Origin of the sequence: Myxococcus sp. SDU36, from assembly GCF_030168875.1 — a bacterium.
In the GTDB taxonomy this organism is placed as follows: Bacteria; Myxococcota; Myxococcia; order Myxococcales; family Myxococcaceae; genus Myxococcus; species Myxococcus vastator.
Window position 1 is genome coordinate 6915627 of the sequence record NZ_CP077414.1, and the last position, 22816, is coordinate 6938442.

At 70.8% G+C, this 22816-nt stretch carries 22 protein-coding genes, 1 tRNA gene and 1 pseudogene; 13 read left to right on the forward strand and 11 right to left on the reverse strand.

Annotation, left to right across the window (positions count from 1 at the left end; genetic code table 11):
- Positions 1–43: 43 nt before the first annotated feature.
- The 6 genes from KGD87_RS28135 to KGD87_RS28160 all read right to left on the reverse strand — a co-directional run bounded on the left by KGD87_RS28135 (position 44) and on the right by KGD87_RS28160 (position 5265).
- Entirely contained in the window at positions 44–469 is a 426-nt protein-coding gene (locus tag KGD87_RS28135) for an ExbD/TolR family protein (RefSeq protein ID WP_176423308.1), read from the reverse strand.
- An 11-nt stretch (positions 470–480) separates the two neighbouring features.
- Entirely contained in the window at positions 481–888 is a 408-nt protein-coding gene (locus tag KGD87_RS28140) for an ExbD/TolR family protein (RefSeq protein ID WP_284664011.1), read from the reverse strand.
- Positions 872–1624, reverse strand: coding sequence for a MotA/TolQ/ExbB proton channel family protein (locus tag KGD87_RS28145; RefSeq protein ID WP_284664013.1), 753 nt, complete (start codon positions 1622–1624; stop codon positions 872–874). Before KGD87_RS28145 ends, KGD87_RS28140 begins: the two co-directional genes overlap by 17 nt.
- Before the next feature lie 45 nt (positions 1625–1669).
- The gene (locus tag KGD87_RS28150) at positions 1670–2440 is read right to left on the reverse strand and encodes an energy transducer TonB (protein ID WP_284664014.1); all 771 of its coding nucleotides are present in this window, start codon (positions 2438–2440) and stop codon (positions 1670–1672) included.
- Positions 2441–2523: 83 nt separating this feature from the next.
- Positions 2524–3687: a glycosyltransferase family 87 protein gene (locus KGD87_RS28155; protein WP_284664015.1), complete on the reverse strand. Its 1164-nt coding sequence runs from the start codon at positions 3685–3687 to the stop codon at positions 2524–2526.
- Between the two features lie 186 nt (positions 3688–3873).
- On the reverse strand, positions 3874–5265 hold the full coding sequence (locus KGD87_RS28160; RefSeq protein ID WP_284664016.1) for a dihydrolipoyl dehydrogenase family protein: 1392 nt from the start codon (positions 5263–5265) through the stop codon (positions 3874–3876).
- A 166-nt stretch (positions 5266–5431) separates the two neighbouring features.
- Here KGD87_RS28160 and KGD87_RS28165 point away from each other — a divergent pair.
- The 6 genes and pseudogenes from KGD87_RS28165 to KGD87_RS28190 all read left to right on the forward strand — a co-directional run.
- Positions 5432–5623, forward strand: a pseudogene (locus KGD87_RS28165) (RtcB family protein); the annotation flags it as partial.
- Positions 5624–5830: 207 nt separating this feature from the next.
- Positions 5831–5904, forward strand: a tRNA-Gln gene (locus KGD87_RS28170).
- Positions 5905–5965: 61 nt separating this feature from the next.
- The gene (locus KGD87_RS28175; RefSeq protein ID WP_284664018.1) at positions 5966–6493 is read left to right on the forward strand and encodes a non-proteolytic archaemetzincin-like protein; all 528 of its coding nucleotides are present in this window, start codon (positions 5966–5968) and stop codon (positions 6491–6493) included.
- Positions 6494–6583: 90 nt separating this feature from the next.
- A complete protein-coding gene (locus KGD87_RS28180; RefSeq protein WP_284664020.1) occupies positions 6584–7549 on the forward strand; it encodes a TolB family protein in 966 nt (321 codons plus the stop codon).
- 131 nt (positions 7550–7680) lie between these two features.
- On the forward strand, positions 7681–8205 hold the full coding sequence (locus KGD87_RS28185; protein WP_284664021.1) for a DUF6484 domain-containing protein: 525 nt from the start codon (positions 7681–7683) through the stop codon (positions 8203–8205).
- An 85-nt stretch (positions 8206–8290) separates the two neighbouring features.
- Positions 8291–8761 (forward strand): ankyrin repeat domain-containing protein, encoded by a 471-nt coding sequence (locus KGD87_RS28190; protein ID WP_284664023.1) that lies wholly within the window; start codon positions 8291–8293, stop codon positions 8759–8761.
- A gap of 94 nt (positions 8762–8855) precedes the next feature.
- Here the strand turns inward: KGD87_RS28190 and KGD87_RS28195 are convergent, their stop codons facing one another.
- The gene (locus tag KGD87_RS28195) at positions 8856–11063 is read right to left on the reverse strand and encodes a (Fe-S)-binding protein (protein WP_284664025.1); all 2208 of its coding nucleotides are present in this window, start codon (positions 11061–11063) and stop codon (positions 8856–8858) included.
- Between the two features lie 517 nt (positions 11064–11580).
- On the opposite strand from KGD87_RS28195, the gene KGD87_RS28200 reads away from it, so the two are divergent.
- The 4 genes from KGD87_RS28200 (at position 11581) to KGD87_RS28215 (ending at position 16413) form a co-directional block, all read left to right on the forward strand.
- Entirely contained in the window at positions 11581–11742 is a 162-nt protein-coding gene (locus tag KGD87_RS28200) for a hypothetical protein (protein WP_284664027.1), read from the forward strand.
- A gap of 265 nt (positions 11743–12007) precedes the next feature.
- Positions 12008–13261, forward strand: coding sequence for a vWA domain-containing protein (locus KGD87_RS28205; protein WP_284664028.1), 1254 nt, complete (start codon positions 12008–12010; stop codon positions 13259–13261).
- A 199-nt stretch (positions 13262–13460) separates the two neighbouring features.
- A complete protein-coding gene (locus tag KGD87_RS28210; protein ID WP_284664029.1) occupies positions 13461–15785 on the forward strand; it encodes a protein-disulfide reductase DsbD family protein in 2325 nt (774 codons plus the stop codon).
- Positions 15786–15831: 46 nt separating this feature from the next.
- Positions 15832–16413: a thioredoxin family protein gene (locus KGD87_RS28215; protein WP_284664031.1), complete on the forward strand. Its 582-nt coding sequence runs from the start codon at positions 15832–15834 to the stop codon at positions 16411–16413.
- A gap of 77 nt (positions 16414–16490) precedes the next feature.
- Here KGD87_RS28215 and KGD87_RS28220 read toward each other — a convergent pair whose 3' ends face one another.
- Positions 16491–17930 carry an MFS transporter gene (locus KGD87_RS28220; RefSeq protein WP_284664033.1) on the reverse strand — a complete coding sequence of 480 codons (1440 nt, stop codon included), beginning with the start codon at positions 17928–17930 and terminating at the stop codon, positions 16491–16493.
- A 166-nt stretch (positions 17931–18096) separates the two neighbouring features.
- Here KGD87_RS28220 and KGD87_RS28225 point away from each other — a divergent pair, with 166 nt between their 5' ends.
- The 3 genes from KGD87_RS28225 (at position 18097) to KGD87_RS28235 (ending at position 19424) form a co-directional block, all read left to right on the forward strand.
- On the forward strand, positions 18097–18390 hold the full coding sequence (locus tag KGD87_RS28225) for a UBP-type zinc finger domain-containing protein (RefSeq protein WP_284664035.1): 294 nt from the start codon (positions 18097–18099) through the stop codon (positions 18388–18390).
- 71 nt (positions 18391–18461) lie between these two features.
- Positions 18462–18764 carry a hypothetical protein gene (locus KGD87_RS28230; protein ID WP_163779566.1) on the forward strand — a complete coding sequence of 101 codons (303 nt, stop codon included), beginning with the start codon at positions 18462–18464 and terminating at the stop codon, positions 18762–18764.
- A 123-nt stretch (positions 18765–18887) separates the two neighbouring features.
- Positions 18888–19424: a pyridoxamine 5'-phosphate oxidase family protein gene (locus tag KGD87_RS28235; RefSeq protein WP_284664037.1), complete on the forward strand. Its 537-nt coding sequence runs from the start codon at positions 18888–18890 to the stop codon at positions 19422–19424.
- Between the two features lie 18 nt (positions 19425–19442).
- Here KGD87_RS28235 and KGD87_RS28240 read toward each other — a convergent pair whose 3' ends face one another.
- From KGD87_RS28240 to KGD87_RS28250, 3 genes are read right to left on the reverse strand one after another with little or no spacing between them, the layout of a single operon-like run.
- Complete coding sequence (locus KGD87_RS28240; protein ID WP_284664038.1) at positions 19443–20291, reverse strand: ROK family protein; 849 nt, start codon at positions 20289–20291, stop codon at positions 19443–19445.
- An 8-nt stretch (positions 20292–20299) separates the two neighbouring features.
- The gene (locus tag KGD87_RS28245; protein WP_284664039.1) at positions 20300–21493 is read right to left on the reverse strand and encodes a glycosyltransferase; all 1194 of its coding nucleotides are present in this window, start codon (positions 21491–21493) and stop codon (positions 20300–20302) included.
- A complete protein-coding gene (locus tag KGD87_RS28250; protein WP_284664040.1) occupies positions 21478–22785 on the reverse strand; it encodes an asparagine synthase-related protein in 1308 nt (435 codons plus the stop codon). Before KGD87_RS28250 ends, KGD87_RS28245 begins: the two co-directional genes overlap by 16 nt.
- Positions 22786–22816 lie beyond the last annotated feature (31 nt).

Below are 22816 nucleotides of genomic sequence, written 5' to 3' on the forward strand. Positions count from 1 at the left end.
GGCGGACCGCAAACTCGGTGTCACGGTCCGCCGCGGCACTGCATCAATCCGCGAGCTTGTCCGGCAGCACGCCGACAGTGATGTCCCCGCCTCGCGCGAGGTCCAGCACGTCCATGGCGGCGCCGTACGGCACGTCATCGCTGGCGTCGAAGAACACAATCTTGTCCGGGCGCGCGTTGAGCATGCGCTGGAGCCGGGCCACGACCTGGTCGCGGGGCACTTCTTCCCGGTTGATGCGCAGCACGCCGGACTTGTCCACCGTGAGCACCACGGGTGGCTTTGCATCGGGAGGAGGCGCAGCGGCCTCCGGGTCATCGCCCTTGGCGGGCACCGTCATCCACATCTGCTTCGTCATCAGCGGAGTGACGACCATGAAGATGATGAGGAGGACGAGCACCACGTCCACCAGGGGCGTCACGTTCATCGCCGGGCGGATGCCGCCCTTCCCGCCTCCGAGGTCGAATGCCATGGCGTGCGCTCCTAGTTCTTCGGCTTGTCGACGACCTGCAGGTTGATGCCGGGGAAGCCCAGCTCCTGCATCGCCTTGAAGAGGCCGCGCACCTCGGAGTAGCGCACGCCCCGGTCGGCCTTGAGCACCACGGGCGAGTCCGGGTCCTTCGCGCGCACGGCCTTCAGCTCGGCCATGAGCGCGTCGCGCTTGAACTCCTTGCGGTCCAGGTAGAAGGCCCCGGTGGCGGACAGGCTCACCGTGGTGGGCGTCAGCTCCTTGTTCTCCTTGTCCGGGTTCGTCGCGGTGGGCAGCTCCACCGCGGCGCCGGACTCAATCTGCGGCGTGACGACCATGAAGATGATGAGGAGGACGAGCACGACGTCCACCAGGGGCGTCACGTTCATCTCCGGCGTCAGGCTCCTACGCGGGGTGGACATCGCGGGACTCCTTGCGAGCAGCCAGCTCCGGGCCCGTGGCCACCGCGGCGCCGTTGGTGGCGGCGGGCTTCTGCGGCCCCAGGTCCTCCAGGTAGTCCATGAACTCGCTCCGCGCGGCGTCCAGGGAGAGCTGGAGCGAGTCGGCGCGGGTGGAGAGGAAGTTGAACATCAGCACCGCGGGGATGGCGACGAGCAGACCCAGCGCCGTGACGACGAGCGCCTCGGCGATACCGGCGGACACCGCGCCCAGGCCGCCGGAGCCTTCCTTGGCGATGCCGGAGAAGGCCTCGATGATGCCCACCACCGTGCCGAGCAGACCGACGAAGGGCGCCACCGAGCCGACGGTGGCGAGCACGGACATGCCGCGGCGCACGTCCGCGCTGACGCGCTCGTTGATGCGCACCAGCTCACGGCGCGTGAGCTCCACCGGACCCAGCTTGCCGGCCGGCACGCGGGACTTCGCGAGGAAGTGCTTCATGCCGCCGCCCAGGAGCATGGCCAGGTGGCTGCCCTTGGTGGCCTCCGCCTCCTTCACCAGCGCCTCGTGCTGGTGCTGGGTGAGGAGCGGGCCGGCGCGGGACGCGAAGCGCTTGGAGATGGAGCGCGAGCGGAAGAAGACGAAGAGGCGTTCGAAGAACACCGCGAGGGACGCGACGGCGAAGAGGATGAGGGTCCACGCGATGCCCAGCGCGAACACACCCATGTGGTTGTAGATGTCCCTGAGATTGAAGTTCATGACGGGTTGCTCCTGGGGGGCAGGTGCGGGTGAGGCCTTTTCGGCTTACGACTTGAGACGGAACGGAACCTTGAAGATGCGGAACACCGCCGTGGGCTGACCGCCGACGATGGCGGGCTTGAAGCGCCACGTCTTCGCCGCGGCCATGGCCGCGCTGGCGAAGGGCTCGTCGCCGCGCATCACCCTCAGTTGGGTGACGCGGCCATCCACGCCCACCACGCCCTTGAGGATGACCAGGCCTTCCAGGCCCTTGGAGCGGGCCGCGGAGGGGTATTCCGGCGTGAGGTTGGAGGACAGGGGCTCCGGCGGCGTGCCGGACTCGGGAAGATTGATGGGCGCGACACGGCCGCCACCGCCGGCGAGCGTGTCACCGCCGGGGACGCCGCCCACCACGCCGCCAGGAACGAGCGCGCCGGTGCCACCCACGGCGATGGGCGCGGCGGCCACCGTCTCCGTCGCCGACTCGGGTGGCTTCTCCAGCGGCACTTCCTTGGGAACGACGATGGGCGCGGGGGCCACGGTGGGCGGCGGCGCCTTCGCGGCGGCGGGCGGTGCGGGCTTGGGCGCCAGCTTCGGCTTGGGAGCAGGTGGGGGCGGAGGCGGCGGCTTCACCTCGACCACGGGTGGGGGCGGAGGAGGGGGCGGACGGAACACCACGTCCGTGCCCTTCTTCTCTTTGATGACTTCCGTCACCTTGCCGGCCGCGGTGATGGCGGCGATGCCCATCAGCGCGAACACGGCGACGGACGCCGTAGTGGAGAGCGCGAACCGCCGCGCTGATTGGACGTCCGGGCCGCTGTCGAAGGTCTCGAACATGACTGGACGCGCATATAGCGACGCCATGTGTCGGGCCTGTCCGGGGCCCGTGACACTTTGCTTCCATCAATTTGACGGAAGCGTCACGGCGCGAGCCCGCCACCAAAGCAACGTGGCAGGCGTGACACGGCGTCTGCGTCCACCACCGCGCGCGGTGCGCCCACGCGGCGCATCTGCGACAGCAGGGCGATCAGCAGCGCCGTGTAGACGAGCGCGAAGGGGCGCCACAGGAGGACGTGGCGGCTCCACTCCGCGCCCAGCCCCGAGTCAGAGACCAGGAGCCCCGTGAGGGCGATGAGCGCCACCAGCACCAGGTTGGGCCGGTGGCGGCTCTCCACCGCGGCGCGGATCAACGGCCAGGCCAGCACGTAGTTCGCGCGCCACGCCAGCGGTGACAACAGGGTGACGCCCAGGCAACACACGGCGATGAGGTCCGCTGGCCCGGGTCTTGCCCACACGACGGCGGCGACGAAGAGGACCATGGCCACGGCCTGCGCCAGCGACATGTCACCGGGGGGCACCACGGTGTCGGGCGGGTACACCAGCGCCAGCAGCACGGTGGGCAGGCCCTGGGTGTTGGCCTGGAGCGCCCAGGGCGGCGTGGTGCGCGCCAACGTGTCGCTCCAGAGCTGGAACTGCGCCAGCGTGCCGTCCCAGCCGTAGCGGGCGAGCGTGGGCAGGGTGAGCAGCAGTCCCACCACGGCGGTGGCGCCGATGACGCGCCAGTGCCGGCGCCACAGGAAGAAGAGGCCGACGAGGGCGGCGGGCGGCTTGAGCAGGAAGGCGACGGCGAAGGCGATGCCGGGGCGCCACACCTGTCCGCGTTCGGCGCCGAGCGTGGACAGGAGGACGAGCAGCAGGATGACGGCGTCCACCTGGCCGTAGAACAGCTCGAAGGTGAAGGACGGCAGCAGGGCCAGCGTCGTCAGCGCGGGCGCCCAGGCCCAGGGCGTGGCTTCCCCCGACGAAGGCGTGGCGCGCATGGTGAGGCGGGCCACGGCGGCGAGCGCGGCGATGGAGCCCAGGTTCCACAGGGCCACGGCGGCGCGCGCGGGGAGCAGCGTGAAGGGGAGGAAGAGGGGCGCGGTGATGGGCGCGTACTTGAACGGCATGTGGCCGTCGGACAGGCGGTAGATGTCCGAGGCCTCCCAGAAGCGCTCCGCCGCCATGAGGTAGACGCGGAAGTCCACGCCCCGGCGGGGATGCTGGCCCACGGCGATGGCGGCCACGGCCAGCACGGTAAGCACGAGCCACCAGGCCCAGCGCGCCCAGGGCGCACCTACTCCAGGAGATGTCCCCTCACCCTCGGCCGGTGGGGGGGATTCGGAGCCGGGGGGCCCCGGGTCGACGGCGGTCATCAGTAGGGAGGGGTGGGGTGGGCAGCGGCACCATTCCACGCCCGCCCCCGCACACGCAACGGAGGGGCCGGCGCGCTACAGGCCGTACGCTTCCAGCAGCTTCAACCACACCTCGCTCATGGTGGGGAACGACGGCACCGCGTGCCACAACGTATCGAGCGGCACCTCCCCCGCCACGGCGATGGTGGCCGCGTGGAGCATCTCCCCCACCTCCGGCCCGGTGAACGTGGCGCCCACCAGCACCCGGCGCTGCTCGTCCACCACCCACTTCACGGTGCCGGTGAGGCCCTTGCCCAAAAGCGACGTGCCGGACACGTCCTGGAGCTGCTTCTCCACCGTGCGCACCGGCAGCCCGGCCTCGCGCGCCTTGGCCTCGGTGAGGCCCACGCTGGCCACCTGCGGGTGGGTGAAGACAACTTGCGGAGTGGCCTTCGCGTCCGCCCAGGCCCTCGCCTGCTTGCCCGCGATGACGTCGCCCACCATGCGGGCCTGGTACTTGCCCATGTGGGTGAGGAGGTTGCGGCCATTGATGTCGCCGCACGCGTAGAGCCAGCCGCCGTCCACGCCCTTCGCGCGGAGCTGGTCATCCACCTCCACCGGCTTGCCGCCCTCGAGCCCCACCGTCTCCAGCCCGATTCCTTCCGTGCGAGGCACGCGGCCCATGGCCACCAGGATTTCGTCCGCGACGACCTGCTCGCCATTGGACAGCGTCACCGTCGCCTCGCCCTTGCCGCCGGGCCGCTGGACGCGCGTCACGGTCATCCCCAGCAGCACGCGCGCGCCGGAGTCCCGCAGCGCCTGGGCCACCTGCGCTCCGGCGAAGGGCTCCGCGCGGGACAGCAGGCCCTTTCCGCGCTGCACCAGCGTCACCTCGGAGCCCAGGGAGCGCCACGCCTGGGCCAGCTCCACCGCGACGGCGCCGCCGCCCAGCACCACCAGCCGCTTGGGCACCTGTCTGGCCGCGGTGCCCTGGCGGTTGTCCCAGGGCTGGGCGTCCTTCAGCCCCGGGATGTCCGGGATGCGAGGCCGGCTGCCGGTGGCCAGCACCACGGCCTTGCGGGCCTCCAGCTCCCGCACGGCGCCGTCCTTGCGCTCCACGCGCACCTTGCGCGGGCCGGTGAGCTTGCCGGTGCCCCGCACCACCTTCAGCTTCGCGTCCTCGGCCCACTTCACCTGGGAGTCGTCCTGGTAGTGGCTGACCATCGAATCCCGGTGGTCCAGCACCGCGCGCGCGTCGATGCCCGCCGGGAGCTTCTCGCGGATGCCGGCGGCATGCTCCGCCAGCCACCGGACTTCCCCCGGGCGCAGCAAGGCCTTGCTGGGAATGCAGGCCCAGTACGAGCACTCGCCGCCGAGCAGCTCATGCTCCACCAGCGCCACCGACAGCCCGGCCTCGGCGGCACGCGCACCGGCGACCTCCCCCGCGGGGCCCGCCCCAATCACCACCACGTCGAACGCTTCCGCCATGTGCCTTCACCTCGTGCCCACTGCGTAGCGCGACGGCGGGCCAGGCCCACGGCCACGTTGAGACGCACGTCCGCTGCTGGAAAGTGAGGGTGGTCACCCGTCGACATCGGACACAGGGCCTGGGCCCGAGGGGTGGCTGGCTGTCAGGTCTGCCCGCGTCCTGCCGTCCCGGGCGCGCATCCGTCCGGCGGCGCTGGAGCACGTGCTGCGGCGCGTGGTGTACGACAAGGGGCGCATCGCCGCGCTGGTGGAGGAGGCCCCCGCCGCCTACCGCGACATCACCGAGGTGCTGGAGGACGAGGCCGACCTCGTCCGGCCGCTCCTGCGCCTCACGCCGCTCGCCGTCCTCAAGGGCTGACCCAGGAGAGGCCGCCCCTGGCCAGAATCCGGGGGCGGCTTTACTCCAGGTGTAAAGAGAGAGCGACAATGCGCCCGGCTCCGGCGGCCCTCGGGGCCCGGGCGAGGGGTCCAGTGGCTGACATTGCAGGGAACCGCTTCAGGGGAGTTCCCCGCACCCGTCGGGATGCCGTACACTCGGACACCAGAAGTACACGTGAGAACCTGCTGGGGCGTCGTCTAATGGCAGGACATCAGACTTTGACTCTGAGTATCAAGGTTCGAATCCTTGCGCCCCAGCCACTCCGCTCCGGGGGGACGCGGTAGCCATGCGTCCGCCCCGTGCATGAAGGACGGTGGGCCGATGCCGCAGAAGACACTCCTTCTGGTCTCCGTGGGTAGCCCGCCTGTCTCGCTGTTGAGGGACTTGCAGGACCCTCTGGCGGCGCAAATGGGTGTCGCGGCCGTGGTGTCGAAGGCGGTCTTGACGACGCCCGCCTACGCCTTCAACAAGGACCGCGGCCAGTACCACTGCAACGCCATCATGCGGCGGCTGACGCCCATGCTGGAGCCCGGTCAGTTCGCCGTGTTGGGCATCTCCGACGTGGACCTCTTCGTCCCGGACTCACCCTTCGTCTTCGGGGAAGCGGACCGCGAATCGAAGACGGCGGTGATGAGCCTCCACCGCCTGGCCCAGGGCGCCGCCAGCGATACGCTGCGGCGCCGCGCGCAGGTGGAGGTGGTGCACCAGGCGGGACACCTGCTCGGGTTGTCCTACTGCGAGGACCCGCGGTGCGTGATGTTCTTCGCGCAGACGCCGCAGGATTGCGACCGCAAGCAACTGTCGCTCTGCAACCTGTGCCGCAACGAGCTCCAGAAGCTCAACCGCTGACCTTGACGGTGCGTTGAATCATCCGTGGCGCGTTGACGTCAGTCCCGGTGCGCTCTGTAGTACGGGGCTCTCTATCGGCCGGGAAGCGGAGTGACGACGATGACGGGCAAGCAAAGGTTCCTCGGAGCGGTATTGGCGGTGGGGATGCTGGGGGGCTGCGAGCCCCTGGACGACGGTGGCGGCGGCGGCATCGGGGACGCCCTCTTCACCCGCGGCTTCGCCTTCGTGCGCGAGGACGACCGCAACGTCTTCGTGGTGGACGACAGCGGCGACGCCAACAGCCCGCAGCGGCTGACCAACGTGGGCGGCGCCTACTGGCCTTCGGTGTCGCGGGACGGCCGCAGCGTGGTGTTCGTCCAGCGCAGCGGGAGCGCCACCTCGCTGCTGACGGTGCCCACCTCGGGCGGCACGCCGTCCACGCTGTTCCGGGCGAATGACTCGGCGTGCGCGCGCGGCTGCGCCAACTTCCGCACGCCCACCTTCAGCCCGGACGGGCGCAGCGTCGTCTTCGTCTTCTCGCCCGGCAACAGCTCCCAGACGGCGCTGGCGCGCATCAACACGGACGGCAGCGGCTTCCAGGAACTCACGCCCAACAACGTCATCGCCTACGGCGCGCCGTCCTTCGTGCCCAACGGGAGCGCGGTGCTGGCGGGCGCGGGCAGCGGCCTGAACCAGCTCGACCAGCTCGCGCACGTGCCGCTCAACGGGGGCACCATCACCTACTCCTCCCTGAGCGCGGGCGTGCAGTTCGTGGAGAACCGCGTGGCGGTGTCTCCGAACGGCTCCCAGGTGGCGCTGGATGGGCGCCTGTCCTCCGGGGGCACGCGCATCTTCGTGGGGCAGCTGTCGGGCTCGAACGTGGGGGCGCTCCAGCGTGTCACCAGCGGCGGGGTGGGCTCGGAGGAGTCGTGGCCGAGCTGGACGGGCGCCAGCCAGTTGGGCTTCCTCATCAGCGCTGGCGGGAGCGACCCGGGCATCTACCGCGCGAACCTCAGCTCGGGCGCGGTGTCGCTGGCGGTGCCCAGCGCCACGGAGCCGTCCTACGGGCCGATTTGACCCGGAGCGGCTGACCTCGGGCCCGGTGGCGAGGCGCCAGCGCCGCCCGCCGGGCATCCGAGAGGCGGCGCTTCGGGCCTGATTCGCGCCGTGGGGGCGCCTGCGGTAGCCTGACGCATGGAGATGCCGGCATGAGCGTGTCACCCGACAGCAAGTCCCTTGCCTCTGGCGCGCCGTCCCAGGAGCCCATCCTGGGGAGCCGGGCCGGCAACCTGGTGGGCGTTGATGCCAGTGGCGCGGTGCTCGTGGACTTCCCGGGCAACACCTCGGGGCCGGTGGCCGCGCGGCTCGCCGTTGTCGTGGACCTGAAGGCGCTCCAGGCCGCCGTCGCCCAGCGGCAGAAGGTGGTGCTCCTCTTCGAGAACGGAGACCCGCGTCTGCCCTTCGTCATGGGACTCATCCAGGAGCCCAGCGCGACGCCGCTGCTGGACGCGTTGCTGGAGTCGCCCCCCCCGGAGGCCGCGCCGCGGCCCACGGAGGCCCATGTCGACGGCAAGCGCGTCGTCATCGAGGGCCAGGACGAAGTCGTCCTCAAGTGCGGCGAGGCCAGCATCACCTTGCGCCGCAACGGCAAGGTCATCGTGAAGGGCACCTCCCTGGAGTCGCGCGCCTCCGGCCCCCACCGCATCAAGGGTGGCACGGTCGAAATCAACTGACCCTCCGGGCGTAAGGCGACGTGCGTCCGGGGGCAACTGGCGTCCCAGCGCGCGAGGCGCGATGCTGCCGCGCGGAGGTCTGACGATGTCCCTCTTCGATGCCGTGCTTGCGGGTGACCGTGACGCCGTGGAGTCCCACCTGTCCGAGGGAGCGGACCCCAACCCCTTCGACGAGGAGGGCCGCACGCCGCTGATGGCCGCGGCCCGGGCGGGACGGGCGGACCTGGTGCAGCGCCTCCTGGATGCGGGGGCCGACCCCGAGCTGACGGACCGCATCGGCGAGTCCGCGCTCATCATGGCCGCCGCGCACGGGCACACCGAGGTCTGCCAGTGGCTGATGCCCCACGCGCGCGCGGATGACCAGGACCTGGCCCGCACGCTGCTCTCCGGCCTGGGCATCACCGACTTGCGCCTGGACGCACCGCCTCCGCCGGACAACAGCTTCCGCCGCAAGCTCGCCTCCGCGGGGGCGTATGTCTCCGGCAAGCTGGGCGACGACGGCGCCACCCAGCGGCTGGCGCGCGTCCTGCGCTCGGAGAAGCAGCGCAAGCCCTAGAAACGGCGAAGGCCCGGGGCTTCACGGTGGAAGCCTCCGGGCCCTCGGGTGAAGCGAAGCGGGCGGGCCCTTCAGCGGGCCCGCCGCGCTGGCACTACTCCGGCTTGGCGCTCACCGTGGCGCTGGGGGCCACGGTGCCCACCGCGCCGCTCTTGGTCTCCAGCGCGTCGGCCACCAGCTCGGTGATGTCCTTGATTTTGATGTTCCCCTCGCGGCCGGTGTCGTTCACCGCGTCGGAGAGCATCGTGGAGCAGAACGGGCACGCCACCGCGACGATGCCGCTGCCGCCCTGCTCCTTGTAGTCGCCCACCTGGCCCGGCTTCTTCTTGTCCGCGGCGTTGGGGTAGGGCGTGTTCGGGTCCTCGGCGTGCTTCAGCGTCAGCGCGGCCTCGTTCAACCGGTTGTGGTTGATGCGCGTGCCAATGTGCTCCTCCATCCACATGCGACCGCCGCCGGCGCCGCAGCAGAAGCCCTCGCGCTTGCTGCGCTGCATCTCCACCACCTCGAGCCCGGGGATGGCGTTGAGCACCTCGCGGGGGGCGTCATAGACGCCGTTGTGGCGGCCCAGGTAGCAGGGGTCGTGGTAGGTGAGCTTGCTGTTCATCACCGCGGAGAGCCGGATGCGCTTCTCCTTCAGCAGCTCGTTGATGAGCTGCGTGTGGTTGATGACGCGGTACTCGCCGCCGAACTCCGGGTACTCGTTCTTGATGGTGTTGAAGCAGTGCGGGCACTGGGTGATGACGGCCTTCACGCCCATCGAGTTCCACGACTCGATGTTCGTCTTCGCCATCGTCTGGAACAGGTACTCGTTGCCCATGCGGCGCGCGGAGTCGCCGTTGCACATCTCCTGCTTCGACAGCGTGGCGAAGCTCACGCCCGCCTCGCGCAGAATCTTCACCAGCGCGCGGCTGACCTTCTTCTGCTTGTCGTCGTAGCTGCCCGCGCAGCCCACGAAGAAGAGGTACTCGTAGGGGCCGCCGTCGTCACCCCACGTGGGCAGCGCCAGGTCCTCCGCCCACTCGTCGCGCCGGTCCTGGCCCAGGCCCCAGGGGTTGCCCTGGCGCTCGATGCCCTCGAACACGCGCTGGATTTCGGGCGGGAACTCCGCCTTCACCTGCACCTGGTAGCGGCGCATGTCGATGAGGCGCGGCACGTTCTCGATGAACACCGGGCAGGCCTGCTCGCACCAGCCGCAGCTCGTGCACGCCCACACCGTCTCCGCGGACAGCGCGCTGCCGACGATTTCGGGCAGCGGCTCCTTCACCTTGTTGGGGCCGTAGCCTTCCTCCACCCACTGCTCGTTGTCCCAGATCCAATGCTTCAGGTCCTGGTTGACGCCCTTGTGGGTCAGCGGCTTGCCGGTGATGTACGTCGGACAGTGCGTCTGGCAGCGGCCACACTCCGTACAGGAGTAGAGGTCCATGCCCTGCTTCCACGTCAGGTCCTTCACCGTGGCCGTGCCGAACTCCTCCTTCTCCAGGTCCGGCGTGGGCAGCTTGCCGGTGGAGTGCGTGCGCTGGAAGAAGACGGTGGGCAGGCCGGTGATGATGTGGAAGTGCTTGCCGCGCGGCAGGAAGTTCAGGAACGCCAGGATGATGACCAGGTGGACCCAGAAGCCGGCCACGCCCAGCACGTGCGCGGCGGTGGCGCCCAGTGGCATCATGGCCAGGCCCGTCAGGCTGGTGAACGGCTCCCACCACACCAGCGCGGCGGCGGACTCCGGCACCTGCGTGGCGCCCATCTGCGTCTGCGCGGCGTGCGCGGCCACCATGTGGCTGCCGCCGAACAGGAACTCGGAAATCATCAGCCCGCCGATGAAGCACAGGATGAGGTACGCCTCCCACGACGGCGTCAGGCGGTCCGGCTTCACCTTCCAGCGGACCCAGATGTAGTAGGCCACGCCCAGCAGGGCCAGCGCGGCGACCACGTCCTTGGCCAGCAGGTAGGCCTTGTAGAGGAAGAGCAGCGCGGACTGATCCGCCCAGAAGGGGTGGCCCAGGTCCGTCAGCACCTCCAGCGCCGTGGTCGAAAACCCCATGGCGAAGAGCATGACGGTGCGCAGGGCCAGCACCATGAAGGCCGCGTAGATGAGCACGTGGAACAGGCCCGGCGTGAACTCCTCCGGATCCACCAGTCGCTTCTGGCCAAGGCCGAAGCGCACCAGTTGCGCCACGCGGAAGGGGATGTTGTCGAGCCGGTTCTCCTTCTTCATCGCGAGCAGGACGCCCACGCGACCGGACATGGTCATCACGAAGATGGGAACGGCGAGGGCTAGCAACAGGCCGGTGATGATGGGACTCATGGGACTCTGAGGACCTCTGGGGCGCGGCGGATGGGCCCGGGCTGCCGCGTCGCGGCAATTCTTGAGTGCGCTTCAACCCTAACAGGGGTGATTCGCGAATCAAGCGCCCTGCTGCCCCACGTGTCCTTCATTGGAGAACGCGGCCTGGGTCCGCCGGGGAGTGAGCGGCCATCGCACGGATTTACCAGGGGCGGACGGCGGCCAGGGCCTCCTTGAAAATACCTGAGAGTCAACCGCTGTGGGATTCCCTCGCTCGGACCCAGGGCTTACCTTGTGCGATTGTCACGGGCACTGTCCGACGCTTGACGGTTCGTAACTGGCTGTAAATACGAGCACGCCTTGCTGGAGAGCAGGCAGGTAGGCAGACGGTCTACACGAGCCCCAGAACTTTGAGACCCCAAGGGCTTTACAACGCGGGGCGACATCCTCAACATGTTCGGTAAATCGGTCAACGCTTGTTGGAGCGGGTCTCGCATGGGGTGAGCCCGGGTCGACCGAAGCTGCAGGGGAGCCGACAATGGTTCACGACGACACCACGTACATGGACGATGAAGGTTTGCCTTATGTGGATCCGCGGCAGGACGCTGACGCGGAGGCCTCGGGGGCCGACGAGGGCGCGCCCGGCCGCCGCTGGGGCTACGCCGAGGAGTCGTGGGGCGGCTGGGCTGCGGCCGAGTAATTCGCGGCCCCCGCGGCCGGTGGACGCGCGGGGGCACCAGCGGTAACCGGGGCAACCGATGCCCGCGTGGCGGCTCCCTCAGGGTGAGCCCCCGGGCCCCCTTGCTCCAAAGCACGACTCCCGACATTCTCAGACCCTGCAGCCTGCTCGCGAGCGTCCCCCGCTCCCGTGCGTTGTGGCCCATGAGACTTCCGGCATCGGGGGCAGTCCGCTCCCGCAGATTGATTCGCGGCACAATGCCTCGTGCGACCACGGGGGAGTACGTATGAAGCAGACGGCCTGGGCAGTGGAGCGTGACGCCGAACAGGGCCGCGAGGTGCTCCTCCTCGTGACCTTGGAAGCCGACGCCGATGCCCCCCGCGCCCCCGTGGCCATCAACCTGGCCTTGGATCGCAGCGCCTCCATGCGGGGCGTGCCGCTGCTCGCCGCCGTGCAGGCCGCCCAGGCGCTCGTCGAGCGCGCCAGCCCGCGTGACTACCTGGGCCTGCTCACCTTCGACGCCGAGCCCGAGCAGGTGCTCCCCATGCGCGCCATGGACGCCAGCGCCCGGGCGCAGCTCCTCAAGGTGCTCGCGCGCCTGGAGTCCGGCGAGGGGACCGCCCTCCACGAGGCCGTGGAGCGTGCCTCGGAGGCCGCCCGCCGCGTGCTCGTGCCCGGCGCCCGGCCCCAGGTGCTGATGCTCACCGACGGCGAGCCCTCCGTGGGCCCGTCGCAGCTCGCCGAGTTCAAGACCCAGGGCGCCCGCATCGCCGAGTCCGGCGTCATGCTCCACGCGCTGGGGTTGGGCCGCCATTACCTGCCCGACGTCCTGGAGGCCCTCACCAGCCCCTCCGGCACCGGCTTCGTGCACGTGGATGACCCGGAAGGGTTGCCCATGGCCGTGGGCCAGCTGGGCGCCGAGCTCTTCGGTGAGGTCGTCTCCGACGCGCGCGTGCACGTGCTGCCCACGGGCTTCGCCGACGTCCGCTGCCGCCACCGCTACCCCTCGCGCGTGGAGGGCGACGCCATGAGCGCCACCCTGGGCGCCATCTCCCAGGCCTTCCCGCGCCGGGTCCTCTTCTCGGGCATGTTGGGGGAGGCGGAGTGGAACCTGGGCGTGTCCACGTCCTACTCCGAGCGCGGCGATACGCGGCGCATCAGCGTGCCGGTGACACGCGTGCTGCCCGACAGCGACGCGGGCCGCTTCGTGCGCGCCGTGTCCGCCGAGCTGGACCTGGTCGCCAGTGAAGCCGCCGCGTGGAAGGCCCTGGGCCGCCGTCACCAGGACGCCGCGGAGCGGGCGCTGGAGGCCGCCGACGTGGCCCTCTACAAGCTCGCGCGGCTCGGCTCCGCGGAGGTGCCCGCGCAGCGCCACGTGGAGCGGCTGGCGGACCTGCGCCGGGTGATGGAGCGCCGGGCCAACAAGCTCCCCGCGCTGGTGATGCGCCGCGCGCACTCCGAGGTCTCCCGCATCACCATGAGCCGCGTGGGTCCCACGGCGCCCGAGCCCGCGCTGCTGCCCTGGAAGACCGAGGACTGACGCCCCCGCTCGGCTGCTCCCTGTGGGGTGATGACGTTGCCTCTGTGACGCTGTAACCCCCTCCGCCCGGGTGGTCCGCCTGGGAGTGGGCGTGGCGCGTCATGCGAGGGGAATGCCCGCCTGCCCGGATGGTTCACTGTGCTCGGAGGCACGTGACTGCCGCTGGCGGGCCGGCCTCCTCTGGGTTAACGGGAATCGCATGACGCATCGGCAGTCCAAGAGGCTCGGCTGTGTTGGCGGAATCGGACTGCTGCTGGTGGCGGCCGTCGCGTGGGCGGACCTGCCCGCGTCGGCGGTGGCCTCCAGCGCGCCGGACGAAGGCGACCCTCGCATCGAGGGCGCCCTCCTGGTGGACGCCACCCAGGTGAAGCCGGGAGACACCTTCCGCGTGGGCGTGCGCTTCCGGTTGGACCCGGGCTGGCACGTCTACTGGAAGAACCCGGGCGACTCCGGCCTGGAGACGGAAGTCGCGTGGGACACGCCCGGCGTCACCGTGGGGCCGTTGCAGTGGCCCTTCCCTCAGACGTTCCGCACGCCCGACGGCTTCATCACCACCCATGGCTATGACGGTGAGGCCATCCTCGTCGCCGACGCCAGGGCCGTGGAAGGGGCCGCCACGGGCACGGTGACGGTGTCCGCCGCCGTGGAAGCGCTGGTGTGCGAGGTGCACTGCATCCCCGCGGAGCTGATGCTGACGCGCTCCATTCCCCTGGGACCCCAGACGGTGCGCGACGCCGAGACGGCGGCCGTCCTCGACGCCGAGCTGGCCAAGGTGCCCCGTCCCGCCCAGGACAGCGGCCACGCGGCGACGCTGGCGCTGGATGCGCCCCAGCTCACCGCGGGCCAGGATTTCACGGGCACCCTCACCCTGACGGCCCCGGGCGGCGCGGCGGTGCCCGCGGTGGAAGGTGACTTCTTCGTCGCCGACCGCATCCCCGGCGTCGCGCGCGTGGGGCTGGCCTCGGACGGTCCGGGCCGCTTCAAGCTCAAGGGCAAGGCGGAGCCGGACGCGCAGGCGTCTGCGCCGGGCCTGACGGGCGTGCTGCGGCTGGGCACGGCGGCCACGGGCTACCAGTACCTCGAGGTGACGGCGCCGCTGGCCCCCATGGTGGCGGCCGGTGGCGCGGCGGGGACGCCGGCCGCGGTGAAGCCGCCGTCGGTGAAGGACAGCATCGCGGCGGTGAAGCCGGTGGGCGCCGCCATCGCCCCGCCGCCCGCGGCCGAGTCGTCCATGGGCCTGGGGCTGGCGCTGGTGTTCGCCTTCTTCGGCGGCGCGCTGCTCAACCTGATGCCATGTGTGTTCCCCGTGCTGGCGCTCAAGGCCTACGGCTTCACGCGCATGGTGCAGCAGGAGCAGGGCCGCGTCGGCGCGCACGCGGCGGCCTACGCGGGGGGCATCATCGGCAGCATGCTGCTGCTGGCCGGCGGCGTGCTGGCCGTGCGCGCGGGCGGGGCGAGCGTGGGCTGGGGCTTCCAGTTCCAGGAGCCGCTCTTCGTCGCGGGCGTGTGCGCGGTGCTGGTGGCCTTCGCGCTCAACCTCTTCGGTGTCTTCAACGTGGGCCTGGACGGCACGGCGCTGGCGGGCAAGGTGGACCAAAGCCACGGCCTGATGCACAGCGCTGGCGAGGGCGTGCTGGCGGTGGTGCTGGCCACGCCGTGCTCGGCGCCGCTGCTGGGCACCGCGGTGGGCTTCGCCTTCGCGGCGGGCCCCCTGACGGTGCTGGCCGTCTTCACCGCGCTGGGCCTGGGGCTCGCGCTGCCCTTCTGCGTGCTGGTGCTGGTGCCCGGGCTGGCGAAGAAGCTGCCCAGGCCGGGCGCGTGGATGGAGCGCTTCAAGCAGGTGCTGGGCTTCGCGCTGCTGGCCACCACCGTCTGGCTGGTGTGGGTGATGGGCGGGCTGGCCGGCGTGGACGGCATGGCGCGGCTCCTGGCGTTCCTGGTCGCGGTGGGGCTCGTCACGTGGCTGTATGGCCAGGGGCAGGCGCAGGACGGCGTGCGCAAGCTGGCCACCGTGGCGGTGGCCGCGGGTGTGCTGGTGGCGTCCGGCCTGCTGACGTTGCGCTTCGAGGACGAGGACCCCGTGGCGGCGCCTCGGCTCGGGTCCGCGGTGGCGCAGGCGCGGCCGTGGAGCTCGGACGCGGTGAACGCGGCGCTGGCGGCGGGGCAGCCGGTGTTCATCGACTTCACGGCGGACTGGTGCCTCACCTGCAAGTTCAACGAGCGCACCGTGCTGGCCACCGACGAGGTGCGCGACGCCTTCACGAAGCACCAGGTGGCCTTCTTCATCGCGGACTGGACGCGCCGGGACGCGAGCATCACCACCAAGCTGGCCGAGCACGGCCGGGCCGGTGTGCCCATGTACCTGGTGCTGAGCCCAGGGGCCCCCGACACGCCGGAGGTGCTGCCGGAGTTGCTCACGCCGGGCGTGGTGGCGGACGCCGTGAAGCGCGCGGCGGAGTGCGCACCCTCGAAGCTGGGCAGCGGGGCGAACGTCCTCTGCGCCGCGGGTTTCCCGAATCACTGACGTCGTGCTGTCTTCCCCGCAGTCCCCAAAACGCTGGAGCAACGCCATGAAGCAGGTCTTCACCGCACTCGCGCTGGGCACGTTGTTCACGGGGGCGCCCGCCCTCGCCGACGCGGAGGTCGGCAAGCCCGCGCCGACCTTCACGCTGAAGGACGAGTCCGGCAAGGAGCACACGCTGGCGCAGTACAAGGGCAAGGTCGTGGTCCTGGAGTGGACCAACCCCGAGTGCCCCTTCGTTCAGCGGCACTACAAGAGCGACACGATGGCCACCACGCTGAAGGGCTTCGACGCGAAGAAGGTCGTGTGGCTGGCGGTGGACTCCACCGCGCACAACACGTCGGAGAAGTCCGCGGCGTGGAAGAAGGATGAGGGCTTCCCCTACCCGGTGCTCCAGGACGCGAGCGGTACGGTGGGCAAGTCCTACGGCGCGAAGACGACGCCGCACATGTATGTCATCGATGAGAAGGGCGTTGTCCGCTACGCGGGCGCCATCGACGATGACCCGCGCGGCAAGAACGCCAAGCCGACCAACCACGTGAAGACGGCGGTGGACGCGGTGGTGGGTGGCCAGCAGGTCCCGGCCAGCACCACCACGCCCTATGGCTGCTCGGTGAAGTACAAGAGCTAGCGCTGGCTCGGCTGGGGGCCTTCTGCTTGAGCGGCGGGCAACGGCGCCATGGCAGGCGCCTTGCCCCGTGCGGAGCGCTAGGACCCGTCCGTCCCGCGCTCCTGTCGCGTGGAGGTCGTCCGCCCGGCCTCGCGCGGAATCGTGAGCAGCGAGCACAGCGCTCCCACGGCGCACAGGCCAGCGGACACCCAGAGCGCGCGCCGTGTGCCCACCAGGAAGTCCACGCTGGCGTCGCCGGCGAGCCCGCCCAGCAGCGGCAGCAGCGCCACCGCCAGCAAGCCGGCGATGCGGGCCACGGCGTTGTTCACGCCGGAGGCGATGCCCGCGTGGCGGTCCTCGACGGCGCCGAGCACCACCGCCGTGAGCGGACCGACGGTGAGCGCCAGCCCCAGCCCCAGCACCACGATGCCGGGGAGCACCGTGCTGACGTAGTCACCTCCGCGCTGGAGGCGCGTCAGGAGCGCCAGCCCCACGCCCGCGAGCAGCGGCCCCGCCGTCATCAACGGACGTGCGCCGATGTGCCCCGCGAGCCGCCCCACCGAAGGTGAGAACAGGAGCAGCATCAGCGTGATGGGGAGCAGCGCCGCGCCCGCGCCGAGCGCCGAATAGCCGAGCTGCTGCTGCAGGGCGAGCACCACCAGGAAGGTGGCGCCTCCGAGCGCGAAGTACACGACGAGCGTGGTGAGGTTCGCGCCGGAGAACGTGCGCGAGTGGAAGAGGGTGAGCGGCAGCATCGGCTCCCGCTGCCGCGCCTCCAGGACGAAGAACGCGGCCAGCAGGACGGCGCCTCCGGCCGCGGCGACGCTGGCCGCCAGGGGCCATCCATGGGCGGGGCCTTCGATGAGCGCGTAGATGAGGCCACCCAACCCGAGCGCCGCCGTCACCGAGCCCGCGACATCCAGCCCGCGCGCCCCTGTCTTCGGCGCGATGTCCGGCACGTACCGCAGCGCCGCCCAGGCGGTGAGCGCGGCCAGGGGCACGTTGAGGAAGAAGACGAAGCGCCATGAGCCCGCGTACACGAGCCACCCGCCCAGCAGCGGCCCCACGGCCGTGGTGACGCCGGACAGCCCGGCCCAGGCGGACACGGCGCGCTGCCGGTCCTGAGGCGGGAACGACGTGCGCAGCAAGGCGAGGCTCGCGGGCACCAGCAGCGCGGCGCCCACGCCCTGCGCCGCGCGGAAGGCGGCCAGCGTCCAGGTGTTGGGCGCCATCCCGCACAACACCGATGTGACGGTGAAGACGAGCATGCCCAGCAGGAAGACGCGGCGCTGCCCCTTCGCGTCGCCGAGCGCGCCCCCTGTGAGCACCAGGGAGCCGAGCGTGAGCAGATACGCGTCCACGGCCCATTGGAGGCCGGACAGGCCCGTGTGGAGTTCGCGGCCCATGGCGGGCAGGGCGACGTTGACGGCGGTGGAATCGAGGAACGCCATGCCGCTGCCCAGCACGCTGGCGAGCAGCACGCCCCGGCCGCGGGGACTGTCATAGGCGACGGGGGTGTCGGGTGCGGTGGTGGCCATGTGGCTCTACCGTGCACCCGGGGCTCCGCGCACGCCATCCGCCACGGCGGGGTGGGGACGTGCCTCCGGTGGCTCGCCATCCTGGCTGGTGCTCACTGAAGGACCCCGCCCCCAGTGCCTACGCTGTGGAGGGCACTGGGTCGCCCCAGTCACACGGAGGTGTCACATGGAGCCGATTTGCGAGCACATCCAACAGGCCGGAGACCCGCCTCCGCGCTCGCGAGGCTGCGAGGAATGTCTGGCCATGGGAGCGAGCTGGGTGCACCTGCGTCGCTGCCTGAGTTGTGGCCATGTGGGATGTTGTGATTCCTCGCCCAACCGGCACGCGACGAAGCACTTCCAGCAGTCGGCGCATCCCGTCGTCCAGTCCTTCGAGCCGGGTGAGGAGTGGGCCTGGTGCTACGAGGACGAGCTCTTCACCGAGCACCGTCCGGCGCCATCGCAAGACGCGCGGCCCTGATGTGGGCCGTCATCCGCTATCATCCTCCGGGCCCGTTTCAGCTCGTGGGAAGAAAGGCGCGGCACCGCACCATGGACGCGTGGACTCTCGAAGGCTCGCGCATCACCGACCCGGAGACGTTGAGCCGCCTGCGGGAGATGCTGGCGAACGAAAGCCCGCTCATCATCGAGCACCGCTTCTACCGGGAGACGCGCGCCCCGCACCGCTTCATCTGTGACGATGCCGACGTGCTGGACGAGTATCTCCAGGAGTCACGTCCTGGAGACTCGTTCTGGGTGTGGTCCTACAAGAGCCTCTGCCGGGGCGACAACATCCTGCTCCAGGGGAAGATGCCGGACGCGCAGGGGCGGACGCCGGGCAGCGGCGTGGCCTGAGTCCGGCGGCGACCAACCCACCAGGGGAGCGGTCCGCGCGACTCCAGCCCTGCTGCTTCCCCACGGCCCGCGCGTCCCTACGTTCTCCAGGAACTTCACGATGGCGAACGAAAGGTCATCCCCATGGAAGAGACAGGCGAGCGCACGATGAATCAGCCGCAGGGGGCCATCCAGGGAGACCGCCGGGAGTTCGAGGAGCTGCTGAAGGGCCATGACACCGCCCTGCTCACCACCCGTGGCGCGGACGGACACTTCCACACGCGGCCCATGGCGGTGGCGAAGAAGCACAAGTCCGGCACCGTGCTCTGGTTCGCCACCTGGACGGACACGCAGAAGGTGCAGGACCTGGAGTCGGACCCGCACTGCGCGCTGGCCTTCCACGCGACGGAGGACAGCGCCACGTATCTCTCCGTATCGGGCGTGGTGGAAATCGTCCGCGACCGGAGGACCATCCATGACTTGTGGGAGCCCGGCTGGAAGCCCTGGTTTCCCCAGGGCCCGGATGAGGGCGACATCGCCCTGCTGCGCTTCACGCCCGAGCACGCCGAATACGTCCACCCCGCGGGCGGAAAGCTCAAGGTGCTCTTCAGCACCGCGAAGGCGCTGGTGACGAAGCAGCGCCCCGACATCGCGCCCAAGAAGGAGCTGGACCTGCACTGAGGCTGGGCGAGCGCCCGCTTACCGCCGTTCCAGCAACGCGCCACCCGGCCCGAAGCCCAGCGTGAGGCACAACACGCGTGAGTGGTTCGCCAGCCGCGAATCCCTCCGCGCGGCCTCCGTGGCCAGCTCCGCGTCATTGAGCACCAGCGCCGTACCGCCGCGGCCCTCGTTCCCCAGGGCCGCCTGGAGGATGTCCGCCACCAGCGACGCGTGGCCCTCCCAGCCGTAGGTGCAGCCTCCAGGGATGAGCGAAGCGTCCAGCGGACACGGCAGCGCGAGGCACAAGGCATCGGGAGCCTGTGCCGAGAACACGCGCAGGGCACTGGCGATGAACGCCACCGCCGCTTGCACATGACGCCTGTCCGGAGGCCGCGCCATGCCGATGAAGTACCGGGGCAGCAGCGCCGTATCGCGCTCGAAGATGCGCGGTGCCGCGGTGTGACTCACGCACTTGATGCCCGTCTGGCCCACGTCGAGCGCCACCGGGTGCGCGGGCGCGAGCGGTGCAAGCAGGCGCAGGCCCGCCTGCGCCGGCGCGAAGAGGGGATGCTCCGCCACGTACACAGGGCAGGGAAGCGCGGTGGCCACGTGCGAGAGCATGGCGCCGAAGCCCTCCAGGCACACCAATCCGCCACTGAGCCACACGGCCTCCACCGCGTGCCGCTTCACCAGCGTGGACAGCGCCACCGCGAGCGCCGGGCCCAGCTGGCCCGCGAGCGCCGGCTCGGAAACCCCCGCGCGACGGTCCGCGTCCACGCGAGGCGCCCCGAGCAACTCCCACAGCTCGCGCCCCATCACGGGCAGGTTCCACACCTCCAGCGGCGACACACCCGGCAACACCAGTCGCCACACGTCCCAGTCACGCATGCAATCACTCACGCCACGAGTCGGAGGATGCGTTCAGCGGCGTCCTTCGCGCCGTCCCGCGCCTGGTAGGACGCGGCGATGCCGGCCACCCGCTGTCGCAGCACCGTGCCCGGCTCCAGCAGCTGTCGCAGCGCCTCGCGGCAGTCTTCCACGGAGAGCGAGCGCGGCGCCCGCACCAGTCCCGCGCCCGACTTCGCCAGGAAGTGCGCCTGGATGGGCTGGTCGTTGCAGACGGGCAGGAGCAGCATCGGAACGCCTTCGGTCAGCGCCTCCATGACGGAGTTGGCGCCGCCGTGGGACACGAGCACGGAGGCTCGCGATAACAGTTGTCGCTGCGGTGTGTATGACACAGCGACCACGTCCCCGGAAAGGTCGTGAATAAAATCTGTATCAGCCAGCTCGCCCGCGCTGAGCACCACGGTGACGCCCAGGGGCGCGGCGGCCTCGGTAATCGTCTGAAACAAATCGGGTTGCCACGAAATCTGGCTGCCGAAAGACACGTACACCACGGGCCTGGTGCCCAGCCGCTCCCACGGGAAGTCCACCTCGTCACCGCGCGCCTCGGGAGGCCGTGACGGTCCGACCAGGTGGGTGGCGGGAGGCAGCCCCGCATCGGAGCCCAGGAAGGCCTCGGTGGCGAAGATGACGTTGAGGTCCGGCGACAGGCACTCACAGTTGCGGAAGCGGGCCTCGAAGCCGTGGCGGGCGAACAGGGCTTGCCGCTCGTCGGCCAGCGCGCGCACGTTGCGGCGCAGGCCGTAGTCTGTGGGCGGCTCCAGCAGTGACAGCGCGGAGGACACGCCCGCCCAGGGGATTTGCAAGTCATGGGCGGCCAGCACGGCGGCGTACTGCATGCCGTCCAGGGCCATGACGTCCGGACGGAAGCGCTCGACGGCCGCTCGCACCGGCGCCAGCAGCGAGGGCACGGCGTCAATCAACAGGCCGCGAATCCACCGCCCCAGCGCCGCTTCATCGAGCACCAACCGCGCGAGCGCCTCGCCGCCCGTCTCGATGGCGGGCACGGGCGCCTCGGCGTGAGGCAACGCCAGCACCTCCACGCCCAGCCGTTCGAGCTGTGGCGCGGGCTCGGGGATGCACAGCCAGCCCACGTGGTGGCCCATGCGGCGCAGCCACTGCGCGACGCCGGCCATGGGGTTGAGGTGGCCCTTCTCGGGGGAGGTGGCAATCAGGATTCGGGACATGGGGGATGGGCGCTGGCGTGGGCGTGGAGCATGGCGAGGGAGCACAACCGCATCAACAGCCGGTCCATGACGCTCGCCTCGGGAGCGTCGGCGGCCAGACGTGCGGAGCGCTCCAGCAGGGCCCGGGTCGCTTCCGGGTCGACGACCTCCAACGGCGCCAGCCGGACCGGTGTGAGCCATTCCCGGTACAGCTCCAGCCAGCGCGCGCGGACGGGGCTGGAGAGCGCGGTGTGCGCATAGCGCGGCGTCTTCCGGGCCCACCGGACCTCGTCCGGTACCAGCGTGCGCACCGCCTGCCGGAAGAGCCACTTGCCGGCCCCGTGCCGCGCGAGCACGTCCAAGGGGAGCCCCAGCGCCACGTCCGCGAAGTCCGCGTCCAGGTAGGGCGTGCACACGTTCACGCTGTGCGCGCGCGCGCTCCGGAGCTCGGGAGGCAGCACCAGCTCCCACAGCACCCAGGCCGCGTAGCGGACCTCTTCGGGGTGATCCTCGTCATGGGAGGCCAGCTCCGCGTCCCAGGGAAGGCGGAGGGCCCGCTGATCCACCCCCAAGTTGTCCACAGGCCCTGCGCGCAGCACCTCGTGCACGAGGCGCCGGTCTTCCATCACACGGGCCGCCGCACCCGCGAGCGCCGCCGGGTTGCCCATGAGCACCTCATCCGCGCCCGCGCCGCTCAGCAACGTGGAGGCGCCCTGCCGTCGGGCCTCCGCGTAGAAGGCGTGGCTGGCCACGGCGCGGGCGTTGAGGATGGCCGTCTCCTGGCTCAGGACGGCGGGCTCGAGCAGCTCCGGGAGCACGGCGTCCGGGATGGACACGTCCACCAGCTCGACTCCGGTTGTACTCGCCACCATCCGGGCATTCCGCCGCTCCGTGGCATCCGCGAAGTGGACGTCCATGGTCCACGCGCGCACCCGCCCGGGGGCCTGCCGCGCGGCCAGGGCGCACAACGCGGCGCTGTCCACGCCACCGCTCAGGCTCACGTCCACCGCGCCCGTCGCCAGGTGCTTGCCTACGCTGTCCGCCAGGGCGGCCACGAGCCGCTCCGCCAGCCTGTCCTCATCCTCGCGAGTCTCCGGAGTCCCCGTGCTCCGACGCACGCGAGGCAAGGCGCCCGGAACCCGGCGCACGCCCTGGAACACGCTGCTGTCGGCAGGCAGCGCATGGCGCAGGAAGGCGGCCACGGCCTCCGGTGACAGACCCGGGGGATGGAGCCGCAACACGGAAGGCGCCAGGCGCGCCGATGACTGGTAGCGGGGCAGGGTGGCGAGCATTCCGCCGGAAGCGTGAGACACGTGAGCACTGTGGCAAGCGCCAGGGGCGTCG

Excerpts from the sequence above, each read along its gene's own strand:
- KGD87_RS28135 (WP_176423308.1), bottom strand. The coding sequence starts at position 469 with ATGGCATTCGACCTCGGAGGCGGGAAGGGCGGCATCCGCCCGGCGATG.
- KGD87_RS28140 (WP_284664011.1), bottom strand. The coding sequence starts at position 888 with ATGTCCACCCCGCGTAGGAGCCTGACGCCGGAGATGAACGTGACGCCC.
- KGD87_RS28145 (WP_284664013.1), bottom strand. The coding sequence starts at position 1,624 with ATGAACTTCAATCTCAGGGACATCTACAACCACATGGGTGTGTTCGCG.
- KGD87_RS28150 (WP_284664014.1), bottom strand. The coding sequence starts at position 2,440 with ATGTTCGAGACCTTCGACAGCGGCCCGGACGTCCAATCAGCGCGGCGG.
- KGD87_RS28160 (WP_284664016.1), bottom strand. The coding sequence starts at position 5,265 with ATGGCGGAAGCGTTCGACGTGGTGGTGATTGGGGCGGGCCCCGCGGGG.
- KGD87_RS28175 (WP_284664018.1), top strand. The coding sequence starts at position 5,966 with ATGCCGCAGAAGACACTCCTTCTGGTCTCCGTGGGTAGCCCGCCTGTC.
- KGD87_RS28185 (WP_284664021.1), top strand. The coding sequence starts at position 7,681 with ATGAGCGTGTCACCCGACAGCAAGTCCCTTGCCTCTGGCGCGCCGTCC.
- KGD87_RS28190 (WP_284664023.1), top strand. The coding sequence starts at position 8,291 with ATGTCCCTCTTCGATGCCGTGCTTGCGGGTGACCGTGACGCCGTGGAG.
- KGD87_RS28195 (WP_284664025.1), bottom strand. The coding sequence starts at position 11,063 with ATGAGTCCCATCATCACCGGCCTGTTGCTAGCCCTCGCCGTTCCCATC.
- KGD87_RS28200 (WP_284664027.1), top strand. The coding sequence starts at position 11,581 with ATGGTTCACGACGACACCACGTACATGGACGATGAAGGTTTGCCTTAT.
- KGD87_RS28205 (WP_284664028.1), top strand. The coding sequence starts at position 12,008 with ATGAAGCAGACGGCCTGGGCAGTGGAGCGTGACGCCGAACAGGGCCGC.
- KGD87_RS28210 (WP_284664029.1), top strand. The coding sequence starts at position 13,461 with ATGACGCATCGGCAGTCCAAGAGGCTCGGCTGTGTTGGCGGAATCGGA.
- KGD87_RS28215 (WP_284664031.1), top strand. The coding sequence starts at position 15,832 with ATGAAGCAGGTCTTCACCGCACTCGCGCTGGGCACGTTGTTCACGGGG.
- KGD87_RS28220 (WP_284664033.1), bottom strand. The coding sequence starts at position 17,930 with ATGGCCACCACCGCACCCGACACCCCCGTCGCCTATGACAGTCCCCGC.
- KGD87_RS28225 (WP_284664035.1), top strand. The coding sequence starts at position 18,097 with ATGGAGCCGATTTGCGAGCACATCCAACAGGCCGGAGACCCGCCTCCG.
- KGD87_RS28230 (WP_163779566.1), top strand. The coding sequence starts at position 18,462 with ATGGACGCGTGGACTCTCGAAGGCTCGCGCATCACCGACCCGGAGACG.
- KGD87_RS28235 (WP_284664037.1), top strand. The coding sequence starts at position 18,888 with ATGGAAGAGACAGGCGAGCGCACGATGAATCAGCCGCAGGGGGCCATC.
- KGD87_RS28240 (WP_284664038.1), bottom strand. The coding sequence starts at position 20,291 with ATGCGTGACTGGGACGTGTGGCGACTGGTGTTGCCGGGTGTGTCGCCG.
- KGD87_RS28245 (WP_284664039.1), bottom strand. The coding sequence starts at position 21,493 with ATGTCCCGAATCCTGATTGCCACCTCCCCCGAGAAGGGCCACCTCAAC.